The following is a 12,209-nucleotide window of genomic DNA, read 5'->3' as shown; positions in this document are numbered from 1 at the left end:
TAGAACTAATTATTCATCATCTCTTTTAAACGGAATAATGAGGTAATATTTAAAATCAATAGCTTTACCCTTTAGCATAGCCGGTTTCCATTTGGGACTTTTCTTGACTAAGCGTAGCGCTTCTTTATCTTGTTCCTCAGATAAGCCCCTCTTTATAACTGGATTAATTAGGGAGCCATTTTTTGTTATCGTTACCTCTACGAAAATCCTTCCTTCTATCTTCTGACTTTTAATCGGCCATCGTAAATTCTTTTTAATGAATGAAAAGAAAGCATCAAGGCCTCCGGGAAATTCTGGTTGCTTATCTACTTTAACGGCGTAATCATACACTTTATAAGCACTTGTGTCGATTGATAACGGAGTATTATTTTGAGCTTTAGCCGTTATTTCTGACAACGATAAAAATATTAGCACTAAGGACCATCTCATAATCATAATACTGTTAACTCATACTGGATAGGGACAGAATATTTTGATTTGATAGGTTTACCATCGCGCGTAGCAGCGATCCATCTGGGAGATAGTTTGATAACCCTAAGCGCTTCTTTGTCAAATTCTGGTGAAAAACCCTGTACCAGTTTAATATCCGTGAGCGCCCCGTTATCTTCTACAAAAAAACTTACCTTAACAATGCCTTGTTTAACAAGCGTATCTTTTGGCCATTTTAGGTTTTGATCCAAAAAATCATGGAAAGCCTTATCTCCTCCGCGAAAATGAGGCGGTGCAAGTTTTTGGGCTTTTAAGGCCGATGAGATCAATAAAAGGATAAGGATGGGTAAAAGTTTCTTCATCCTTAAATATAAATCAATTCTCCCTTACCAGCAAGCTATCGGCAAAGTCACGAAGGTACTGTTTATGGTCTTCGGGCAAACTTATAGCTTCCAGGGCGGCAAAAGCCTTATCTGCAAATGAGTGCATGGCTTGTTCTGCCTGTTGCCTGATATCAAGAGCGTCGTAAATTGCTGTTACCGCGGCAACTTTTTCAACGTTGTCAAACTGTTCAAGGCCGATCCAGTTGTTAAGTTCGGTTTTAGTTTCACCCTTGGCCAATTCGAGTGCCTTGATCAATAGGTATGTTTTTTTGTTAGAGATGATATCGCCGCCAACTTGTTTGCCGAATTTTTCCGGATCACCGTAAACGTCCAGTATATCGTCCTGTAACTGAAAGGCTATGCCCAGGTTAACACCAAACGCATCGATTAATTCCGCATCCGTAGCCGAAGCACCTCCAATGATAGAGCCTATTTTCATGGTGCCGCCAAGTAATACAGCGGTTTTAAGGCGGATCATTTCCAGGTATTCGGCTATGGCTACATCGTTACGTTGCTCAAAGCTCATGTCAATCTGCTGACCTTCGCAAACGCCTGTCGCGGTATCGTTAAAAACATTAAGCACATTACGTAATATGCTATCATTCACCAGCATCATCATGCGGTTGGCTTCTACCATCATGGCATCGCCCGATAGGATAGCCACGTTAGTATTCCATTTCTCATGAACAGTAGCTTTACCGCGACGAAGCGGGGCTTTATCCATGATGTCATCATGCATCAGGGTAAAGTTGTGAAATACCTCAATGGCCAGTGCCGGTTCGATGGCTTTATCCACGTCGCCGCCGAAAAGGTCGCAGGCTAAAAGTAGCAGGGCAGGGCGCATGCGTTTGCCGCCAATAGATAGGATATAGCTTATCGGTTCGTACAAATCGGCCGGGTAGGCCGGATAACTTAACTTTCCAACCGCGTCATTTATCAGTAACTGTAACTCTGTAAGTTGTTTCATTTTTTAAGTGAGTGGTTGATTGGGTTGATTAGGTGAGTGCTTGTTGTATTTCATGTATTCAACAATACTCTTAACCAATGTCATCAGCCAATTTAAAAGTAAGTGGTTTATTAAGTTAATCAGGTAAGTGGTTTCAGTTTTTCAACCTAATCAACTACTCACTCAATCAACCATTCACCAATCACTATTCCTGTACCAGTGAAAAATCTATCTGTTTTTTAGTCAGGTCAACTTGTTTTACTTTGATCTGTACCTCATCGCCAAGCTGGTAAATTTTCTTTTTACGCTGACCGATGATAGCATAATTTTTCTCGTCCAAAGTATAAAAATCGTCCGAAATATCGCGCAGGCGGATCATGCCTTCGCATTTATTTTCGATGATCTCTACATACATGCCCCATTCGGTAACGCCCGAGATGATGCCTGTAAAGGTGTTGCCAACCTGGTCGCGAAGATACTCAGCTTGTTTGTATTTTACCGAAGAACGTTCGGCATCCGCAGCTTTTTTCTCCATAGCCGAACTGTGCGAGCATAGTTTTTCGTAAGCCTCGGCATTGGCCGATTGCCCTCCGTTTAAATAATGGAATAATAGCCTGTGCACCATCACATCCGGGTAACGACGGATAGGCGAGGTAAAGTGTGTATAATGATCAAAAGCCAAACCGTAGTGACTGCTGCTTTTGGTAGTATAAATAGCTTTTGCCATTGATCGGATAGCGAGGTGCGTTAATACATTCTGCTCTTTTTTACCTTCCACATCTTCCATTAAATAGTTAAGTGATTTGGCCGTTTCCTTGTCGGATTTGGTGTTGATCTTATAACCAAACCGTGCCGCAAACTGCGCAAAGTTGGCCAATGCATCGGGTTTGGGTGAGTCATGTACACGGTAAACAAAAGTAAATCTGTGTTTACCTTTGCCCATTTTGCTTACCCGCTCGGCTACTTTACGGTTGGCCAACAGCATAAAGTCTTCAATCAGTTTGTGGGCGTCTTTACGTTCTTTTACATAAACGCCTATGGGTTTGCCGGTTTCATCAAGCTTGAATTTAACTTCGGTGGTTTCAAAGCTGATAGCACCATTTTTAAACTTGCGCACGCGAAGTTTATGAGCGAGCGCATTTAGTTTAAAGATCTCTTCTTTAAAATCACCTTCGCCGGTTTCGATAACTTCCTGTACTTCTTCGTAGGTAAAACGCCTGTCGGAGCATATGATGGTTTTGCCATACCATTCGGTAACGATATTGGCTTCTTCGTCCATTTCAAATACCGCAGAGAAGCATAGTTTTTCTTCTTTAGGGCGAAGCGAGCAAAGCCCGTTCGAGAGCCTTTCGGGCAGCATCGGAATCACCCTATCCACCAAATAAACTGAAGTGGCCCTGTCAAGCGCTTCTTTATCTAAAGCAGAATCGGGGATGATATAGTGCGATACATCGGCAATGTGCACGCCAACCTCATAGTTGCCGTTCTCCAGTACGCGGTAGGATAGGGCATCGTCAAAATCCTTGGCATCAAATGGGTCGATAGTGAAAGTAGTGATATCGCGAAAATCGCGGCGTTTGGCAATTTCTTCGGGCGTGATCACGTCCGAAATTTCTCCCGCATCATGCTCAACCTCCGCAGGGAATGATAGCGGGAAGCCGTATTCGGCAAGGATGGCATTCATTTCTGTATCGTTCTCGCCCTGCGCTCCTAAAACGTGTTTTATCCGGCCGATAGGGTTTTTGGCTTCGGTTGGCCAGTCGGTAATTTCGGCAACGGCTTTGATGCCATTTTTTGCCCCGTTAAGCTCGGCCATCGGGATAAAAATATCATGCATCATTTTGCGGTCGTCCGGGATAAAAAACGCGTAACGCTCCGATAGTTTAACCACGCCTGTAAACTCCATCTTAGCGCGTTTAATGATCTCAATAACCTCACCTTCTTTGTTTTTGCCGCGACTTTTGGCGTAAACGTAAACTTTTACACGATCGCCATTAAGGGCCGTGCGTAGTTTGCGTGGGGCGATGAATATGTCGCTTTCAAACTCGTCATCAGTAACAATAAAGGCCGAGCCATCGGCGGTCATATCAACAATACCCTCTACAAACGTTTTAAGCTCAATGAGCTGGAATTTTCCGGGAGCAGTTTCTTTTAAAACGGATTTAAATGCTTCTTCTTTAAGTATTTCGAGTATTACCTGCCGACCTTCATCATCGCGCACATTTAGTTTTGCAGATACCTGCTTATAGTTGAGTGGCGTATTGCCATTTTGTTCAAATATATCGAGCACCAGTTGGGTAAATACCTGGTTTATAGATGAGTTTTTCTTTTTATGTTTAGACATAGTGTAGTATTTGTATCAAAGATACAGAATTTTAGGGTGGTTATTAATTGGGGAACTTGTTCAATGTGTCGTTACAACGCGGCGGTGTAGAGATGGATACTGGCTTGATTAACCCGGTATCGAAGCAATCAATTTCTTGGTATACTCTTCCTTCGGCTTGTAATAAATATCATCCGGATAGCCCATTTCCACTATCTCGCCTTTATTCATCACCATCATCCTGTCGGAGATATGTTTGATCACAGCCAGATCATGCGAGATAAAAATATAAGTCAGCTTTAATTCTTCCTGCAACTCACGGATGAGGTTTAAAACTTGTGCCTGCACTGAAACATCAAGCGCCGAAACCGATTCATCACAGATGATGAATTTAGGTTGTAACGCCAAAGCTCGGGCAATAACAATACGCTGCCTTTGCCCGCCCGAAAACTCGTGAGGGTAGCGGTTAAAGTGCGCCGGTAGCAGGTTTACTCGTTCCAGTAGTTCCAATACTTTTCTTTTCCGAACTGTATCATTATCATAAAAGCCGTGCACCTGCAAGGGTTCCATGATGGATTGACCGACAGTAAGTTTAGGGTTTAAGGATGAATACGGATCCTGGAAAATGATCTGGATATCTTTCCTGACCTCTCTTAATTCATCTTTCTTTAGCCCGCGCAAATCGGTGTTTTCAAACGTGACCGTGCCTGATGTAGGCTCAATTAGCCTTAAAATGCTACGCCCAAGTGTAGTTTTACCGCAGCCCGATTCTCCAACCAAGCCCAGTGTTTCACCCGGATAAACCTCAAAGCTTACATTGTTAACCGCTTTTACAATATTATTCCTATGCTTAAATAGGCCTGTGCCGGTGGGGAACCAGGTATTTAAACCATCAACTTTAAGTAAAGGTTGTTGGCTATATAACTTCTTTTTTCGTGCCGATATTTCATCTGGTGGATATTGGTACCGCTCGCGGATGCCTTCAATAGTAACTACCGGTTTATCTTCATTCAAAAAGTCAGCAACTACAGGCAGTTTTTTCAAATGCTGATCTGGAGAAGGGCGGCAGGCCAGTAAACCTTTGGTGTAGGGATGTTGAGGATTGGTGAATAACTCACTAACTGTTGCCTCCTCAATAACTTCGCCTTTATACATTACTAAAACGCGGTCGGCTATTTCTTTGATCACCCCTAAATCGTGCGAGATGAAAATAAGGCTCATTTGCCGTTCGGCTTTTAACTTATGAAGTAGTTCGATGATGGTTTTCTGCACCGTAACGTCAAGGGCGGTAGTAGGCTCATCGGCAATTAAAATTTCCGGATTGCAAGCTAATGCCATGGCTATCATTACCCGCTGCTTTTGTCCGCCCGAGATCTGGTGTGGGTAGCTGTCGAATATCGCTTCGGGTCGGGGGAGTTGAACTTCCTTAAACAGATCGATGGTCTTTTGTTTAGCCTCGGCCTTGCTTAAACCTAAATGCAGCCTGATAGCTTCGGTTAACTGAAAACCGCAGGTAAGCACCGGGTTAAGCGATGTCATGGGTTCCTGGAATATCATGGCCACCTGGTTACCGCGAACCTGCTGCATTTCATCCTCCGAAAGCGAACAAAGGCAGCGCCCGTTTAAAAGTACATGGCCATCTAAAACGGTTTGATCGGGGTTAAGCAAACGCATAATAGCCAATGATGTAACCGATTTACCTGAACCAGATTCACCCACAATGCCGATAGTTTCTCCCTTTTGAAGGGTAAAGGAAATATCCTTAACAGCTTTGAAGTTGTTTTTCCCGTTGCGGAAACTTACCGATAAGTTATTTACCTCAAGCATTGCCGCCAACTATGGTGATACAATCATCTGTTATCAATTCTTCTCCACGGTAACGCCTTAATAATTGCGCGGTGGCGACAACATCCTTTTGGCAGTAAGTGCAAATACGTTCCAACTGGTTATCCTGCCAGTAAACGCGGCCAACATCGCTGCCGTCGATATCACCCTTAGGCGTAGGGATATTAAAAATTGCCGAAAGCAGGCTTAAAGAAGTATAATGTTTATGATCGCCAAATTTCCAAAGCTCCATGGTATCCAGGTGGATGATCTCCCAAGGCTTTTTACCCGCTATTTGTAATTGAGGTGGAAATGGCATGCCGTTAAGCAGCAACCTGCGGCAGATGTACGGAAAATCAAACTCCTTGCCATTATGGGCGCACAAGATCAAATTGGCTGGTTGACTAAAAAGCAGGTTGCAAAACTTGGTCAACAACTCCTTTTCATCGTGCGAGGCAAATGATTTTACCCGGAAACCTGTGCTTTTACCGGCTGTGAAAATTCCCGCCGAAATACAAACTATCTTACCAAACTCAGCCCAGATACCTGCGCGTTCATAATAAGTATCGGCAGGTTCGTCTTTACGCTGGTATTGGGTTTTTAGCTCCCAAAGCTTTTGCAGGTTTTCGGGCAGTTGATCATGGCTGCTGTATTGCGGTACGGTTTCAATATCAATTATCAGTATGTTATGCAGGTCGTACTGTTCAAGCATCCGGGTATCAATTTTGACAGCAAGATACTGATAGTTTTGAATTTTGTCCGGTGGATAACTTCATATACCGGTCAATTTATTAATGATGTTTAGTACCGTTAAGCTTAAAACCAACGCTGAGTTGCAAACTTCCCGGGTTGTTTTTGTAATTGTGGAAATCGGAGATCACATTATAACCGCTCAGACTTTTCTGATACAGTGCTTCGAAAATGAAACGGTTTGCTTGTACGCTAATACCTCCGGATAAACCCAAATTGATTTTCTGATCATACCGCGTAGTGGTTTTTACCTGGTTGTCTTTATTTTGCAGAAATAGCGTATCCACATTTAAATACATTTTTTGAGCGGAGGTATTAAGGCCCACCTGCTTAGCCAAAACATTAATAACCGGCCCGCCCTTAATGCTGATGTTATCATTTATTTTGTAAACCGCGTGGATAGGGATGGTAACAAAATAAGCCTTACGCGCATCCGTTACCCTGATCGATTTTACCGAATCAACATTATCGTTTTGATTAGTATAGGTTCCGCTTAAATTTAATGGTGTTAAAAAGCGTACCTGCGCATTTAATCCCCATTTGTCATTGATATGATAGGTAGCGAACAGGCCAATGTACAGATCAATAGGAAAACTGCCGTAAAAATTATGGTTTTGGGTAGTCGGTGTAAAACTACCTGATGTATTCGCTCCTAATAAAATACCCCAATCCGTATTGGAAAACGCGGCAGACAGTGATCTTCCGAATTGACCTCCTCCCGAACTTTTGGTTTTGGCGCTCTTTGCCGATTGATTTTTAAGTTTGAGGTTTTTACCTTTTGATGTTTTGCTATTAGTTACGGTACGCAACCTGTTATAATAATAATTGCCAACTACAAAGCTTGATAAAGGTTGCCTTGCAAATATCTGTGGCTGAAATAGGAGGGGATTTATACCTGTAGATTGCCTGGATTGTGTACCATTGGTTGAGATTGTTGATGGAATGGTTAAAGGGCTATTGTTCTGTACCGCCAGATCATCTTGTATATCGGTTTGGGCTGAAGTTTTTGTAGTATCGGTAACAGCCAGTTGTGCAATCCCGTTTCCTGCACTATAGCTGTTGTTTAGATGTTTTACACTAACCACGTTGCCGCTTTTAGGATAACCCGAATATCCGGTCAATGAGCCATTAGTATTATAGCCATTACCAAGCCTTGTTGAAACAGCCTGCTTACCATTTGCAGCTCCGCTTGAAACAATTCCTTTTGCTTTAACACCGCTATTATTTATGGTTGAATTTGTTCCGGCTGCGTTATTAAGGCTATCGTTGTTTGCAGCTATGTCTTTTTTATTGCCGGTGAGGTTCACTCCCAATAAGCTATCGCTCACAATGCCAACGCTATCGACATTTGATTTGTTTGCCGTTAATGAATCAGTTAAACTATCTGTACGCATAGCATATTTAGTATTTTTATGCTGATGTGATGATTTTTTATGCTGTTGGGTTTTTACAAAATAAATTGTTGTGCCGGTAACAGTAGCCACGATTAGTGAGGCCACCAATAATGACGTTGCTTTCATTGCCTTAATGGCCTTTATAACCTTTGCCAGTTTTGAAACCGGGGCGGCAGGTGTAATGGGAACTATTGGTAAATGCAGATCAAGCAGTGATTGCATTTCCTGCCATCCGGCCTGTGGTTCAGCGTCAATAGGTAGCTCCTCGCGTTTTTTACGCCATAGATCGGAGTACTTTAATGAATTTTTCATTTCGTTATTTCACTCCTTTCTTTTGTTGGTTTTGCACTTGGTTCAAGCAGATCCCTCAGCTTTCTTTTTGCCTCGGCCAAGTGCCAGCGTGATGTACCTTCGCTAATGTTTAATTGTTCGCCTATTTCTTTATGGGTAAAGCCGTCGAGTACAGCGAGGTTAAAAACGGTTTGAGTAGCCAGCGGAAGTGTACGGATCTGTTTCAGGATATCCTCAAAATATAATTTCTCCAAAGCGGAAGCGGGGATGAAATGATCATCCAGTTCCTGGTTGTCAATGCCTGTGGTGTTAAACTTAAGCTCTTTACGGCACAGATCAATGGCGGTAAAGATCATGATCTTCCTGATCCAGCCGCCTAACGCGCCTTTACCTTGTTCGAAGTTTTTGATCGACTGGAAAACTTTCAAAAAGCCCGTGTTAAATGCCTCTTTAGCAAGTTCTTTGTCGGGTAAATAGCTATAACAAACACGGAGCATCTCGCTGTGAAATAATTTGTACAAGGTTTCCTGCGCCGTTCGGTCGTTATTTATACATCCTTTTATCAGCTTATCCGACTGTTCTTTGGTTAGGTCCATTTAAAAAAATCACGCTTGTGGTGATTATATCTGCATCATCGGCTGCAAACCGTTAAACGTTGGGTTGAAATGTAAATTTTTTTCAAATTATTTCAGGTTATAATAATACACGAAAATTAGCGATCCCGGCCCTCATAATCTGCCGGGATCGCTAATTAAGGTTATTTGATTGATTATTAGCGTGATATTGTTTTAGGCGATATCACTATACCCGTGGTATAATTCCAATCAAAGGTTATCGCTGTTGCCGATACCTGGATACTACCAGTGTAAGTTGTACCATTCAGGGTTATTACCAGCGGATAGCTTCCGTTAGCAAGATGCGACTTTTGGAAGTTTACAGCAGCAACCATCGGGATATCGCCGGTGCCATGGCAAACAATCGGTGCCTGCACATGCAAAAAATCAATATGGAAGTTTTGGCTGGCATCTATAGTGTTGTGAAGCTTCAATAACCCGTTTGAACAATACAGGTTAGTTGTAACCGCGTTGAAGGCGATGCGTATACTATCCGTTGCCCCATTGTTGTAAGCGACCGGCGATAGCGTGATCTTATCACCCGCTAGCGGTACATTCAACGCGGTGTCGGCAGTTGGTGGGGTTACAACAGTATCTGTTGTTGTGTTCAGCGAATTTTTTGAGTTGAGTTTTCCGGTATCGACAGCATCATTTTTTTTGCTGCAACCGGTAACGATAATAATCCCCAATACAAGGGCCACCAGGGCGTAAGTTAGGTTTTTCATTTTGTTTGATTTATGATTTTATTACATCATCGCATCAAACAAAAGAAACGTTGGGTATGCTGGTTTAATTTTTTTATTTGCTCAGGATCTCGAACCCAATACTGATAGTATTGCCGTTGCCATCAACCAATGTAAGATTGTGTTTTCCTGGTGGAGGGTTTAAGGCCATCTGATGGAAATCTTTAGTTTCGCCAACATACTGATCATCCAGGTGCCAAAAGATCTTTACGCCCGGCTGCCGGTGCGCTGCATTGCAGATCATACGACCGCGGGTTCCGTCGGCTTCAAGGGGGACGTATATTTTAGCGCCGTTTTTAGGGTAGATAACTTCCATGGCGTTGCCGTTTTCGGCCTGGGTGCAATCTGCTCTAAACGGAGGCAGAACATGATATTGATAATTTCGGGCTTTATAATAATACTCCATCGAAGGAGGTAGCACAAACCAGCTTTTGTTAAGGATATTATCAGGGATTTCGCAATTGCCGTTAACCTGCCAGCGTGCATCTGCTGATAAATGGACAAGTTGGTGATATGGGCATACTGGTGCCTTCAGTCCGCTTTTAGGTACATATTGTTCATCCATATCCTGGCAATATTGCCCCGCGCGATATCCGCTTTGCCTGCATACATTGATCTTAACCATTTCACCCGTAGGCATCTCAAACCAATCGCGTGCTACCGGCAATAACCTGAAAATCTCGAACAGGGCAGGAGCGGCAGTATTAATGCCGGTTAACCCCGGTCGGCCTTCGCCATCAGTATTTCCAACCCAAACACCAACAACATATTTAGGCGTAACGCCAATAGCCCAACCATCCCTAAACCCGAAGCTTGTCCCGGTTTTCCAGGCCACCCGTTGTGATGAGCTGAATTGCTGCCACAGCATTTCCTCGCCGGGGCGCATTACCTCTTCCATAGCCTGGAAAGTGTAATAAATTGAAGCTGCATCTAACAAACCGGATGTATGAAGTTTGGGTTTAAAGGTTTCCTGTTTGCAGTAAACCGGGCTGTGAAAATCTGCCGGATCATATTGGCCTTTGTATTTATTATAATGATTAAGCACGCGTGCCATATCAGCATAAGCACCACTCAATTCCCAAAGGGTATTTTCACCGCCGCCTAATATCAGCGATAAACCATAATGATCGGCGGGTTTGGTTAATGTGCTGATGCCCGCTTTATGCAAAAAATCATAAAAACGTTCATACTTGAACTGCTGCAGCATTTTTACAGCCGGAACATTCAATGATCGTGATAAAGCCCTTGATGCAGGCACAGCACCATCATATCCCAGATCAAAATTTTCGGGGTGATAGCCTGCTATCATCGTCGGCACATCGGGCATTAAGCTGTTTGGAAGTATTAATCCATCATGCAGTGTGGCTGCATATAACAAAGGCTTAAGCGTACTACCGGGACTGCGGGGGGCGTCGATCACGTCTACATCACTTTCCATCTGCGGGTCTTCGCGGTGCGAGATATTGCCAGCATAAGCGAGCGTAGCACCGGTTTCAACATCAAGTACAATGGCGGCTATATTGTTGATATCGTTGCCTTTTAACAATTGATGGTGTTGCTCAAGGATATCGTTTACCTGTTGTTGTAATGATGATTTAATACTTGTCGTGATCCGCGTATCTCCCTCTGGTTTAGCTTTATGATCGGCTTTAAAACGTTGCAACAGGTGAGGGGCAAGTTGTGGCAATGGCATGGGCCTATCCGGCACAGGTTCCAGTTTGGCGAGGGCTGCCGTAGTACTATCGATAATGCCTGCCTTCTGCATTTTCTCTAATAACGAATTACGCTTCTTAAGTAAAACATTCCTGTTTCGTCCCGGGTGAACCAATGATGGCGAATTGGGTAATACTGCCATAGCCGCCATTTCACCCCATGATAATTTGTCCGGGCTGCGACCAAAATAACGCCATGAAGCGGCATCCAAACCAATAACATTAGTTCCGAATGGCGCATTACTGGCATATAGGGCTAAGATCTCGCTTTTGCTATAGCTAAGCTCCAACCGCATGGCCATAAAAATTTCTTTTAACTTATTCCAGATATTACGGTTGTGTTTGGTGGCTAAACGGATCACCTGCATGGTAAGCGTGCTGCCGCCACTGGTTACTTTTTTTGAAGATAGGTTTTGTTTGATGGCCCTGCCAAATGCGATAGGATCAAAGCCGGGGTGATGTTCAAAGCGTTTATCCTCAAAAGTGATGATGCATTGTTTGAATTTTTCGGGTACCTCGGCATTGTACGGAAAGCGCCATTGACCGTCGCTGGCTATGGACGCGCCTAATAGTTCGCCTTGATCATCATCAATAACATACGATGTTGGGCTGCGAAATAGCGGTTTGGGCAAACAAAACCAGAATATCAGGGTTAAAACAAACAAAATCGACAGCGTAATGACCGCTTTCGGCTTTTTGAGTAGCTTTTTTGTTCGTTCTAACACAAATTGCATTATTAAATATAAAAATATTAAGCAGGTAAAGGTTTAACAGCTATAATTGCAGCAAATATCTACTTA

Annotated in this window: 10 protein-coding genes; all 10 read right to left on the bottom strand. The window is 43.2% G+C overall.

Annotated features, from left to right (window positions below; translation table 11 throughout):
• Window positions 1–9: 9 nt before the first annotated feature.
• Window positions 10–429 (bottom strand): energy transducer TonB, encoded by a 420-nt coding sequence (locus AAFN85_RS23410; RefSeq protein ID WP_347530142.1) that lies wholly within the window; start codon window positions 427–429, stop codon window positions 10–12.
• A 2-nt stretch (window positions 430–431) separates the two neighbouring features.
• Window positions 432–791, bottom strand: a complete 360-nt coding sequence (locus AAFN85_RS23405) for an energy transducer TonB (RefSeq protein WP_347530141.1) — start codon at window positions 789–791, stop codon at window positions 432–434.
• A gap of 13 nt (window positions 792–804) precedes the next feature.
• On the bottom strand, window positions 805–1,779 hold the full coding sequence (locus AAFN85_RS23400; protein ID WP_347530139.1) for a polyprenyl synthetase family protein: 975 nt from the start codon (window positions 1,777–1,779) through the stop codon (window positions 805–807).
• A gap of 184 nt (window positions 1,780–1,963) precedes the next feature.
• Window positions 1,964–4,102 carry a ribonuclease R gene (rnr, locus tag AAFN85_RS23395; RefSeq protein WP_347530138.1) on the bottom strand — a complete coding sequence of 713 codons (2,139 nt, stop codon included), beginning with the start codon at window positions 4,100–4,102 and terminating at the stop codon, window positions 1,964–1,966.
• A 108-nt stretch (window positions 4,103–4,210) separates the two neighbouring features.
• Window positions 4,211–5,908: an ABC transporter ATP-binding protein gene (locus tag AAFN85_RS23390; protein ID WP_347530137.1), complete on the bottom strand. Its 1,698-nt coding sequence runs from the start codon at window positions 5,906–5,908 to the stop codon at window positions 4,211–4,213.
• The gene (locus AAFN85_RS23385) at window positions 5,901–6,617 is read right to left on the bottom strand and encodes a 3'-5' exonuclease (protein ID WP_347530136.1); all 717 of its coding nucleotides are present in this window, start codon (window positions 6,615–6,617) and stop codon (window positions 5,901–5,903) included. The genes AAFN85_RS23390 and AAFN85_RS23385 overlap by 8 nt, the downstream gene beginning before the upstream one ends.
• A 79-nt stretch (window positions 6,618–6,696) precedes the next feature.
• The gene (locus AAFN85_RS23380; protein WP_347530135.1) at window positions 6,697–8,361 is read right to left on the bottom strand and encodes an outer membrane beta-barrel protein; all 1,665 of its coding nucleotides are present in this window, start codon (window positions 8,359–8,361) and stop codon (window positions 6,697–6,699) included.
• Entirely contained in the window at window positions 8,358–8,936 is a 579-nt protein-coding gene (locus tag AAFN85_RS23375) for a sigma-70 family RNA polymerase sigma factor (protein ID WP_347530134.1), read from the bottom strand. The genes AAFN85_RS23380 and AAFN85_RS23375 overlap by 4 nt, the downstream gene beginning before the upstream one ends.
• 176 nt (window positions 8,937–9,112) lie before the next feature.
• Window positions 9,113–9,679, bottom strand: a complete 567-nt coding sequence (locus AAFN85_RS23370) for a hypothetical protein (RefSeq protein ID WP_347530133.1) — start codon at window positions 9,677–9,679, stop codon at window positions 9,113–9,115.
• 73 nt (window positions 9,680–9,752) lie between these two features.
• Window positions 9,753–12,143: a penicillin-binding protein 1C gene (pbpC, locus tag AAFN85_RS23365; protein WP_347530132.1), complete on the bottom strand. Its 2,391-nt coding sequence runs from the start codon at window positions 12,141–12,143 to the stop codon at window positions 9,753–9,755.
• Window positions 12,144–12,209 lie beyond the last annotated feature (66 nt).

Origin of the sequence: Mucilaginibacter sp. CAU 1740 (assembly GCF_039839285.1) — a bacterium.
Taxonomy (GTDB): Bacteria; Bacteroidota; Bacteroidia; order Sphingobacteriales; family Sphingobacteriaceae; genus Mucilaginibacter.
This window is presented reverse-complemented; position numbering and strand designations above follow the sequence as displayed.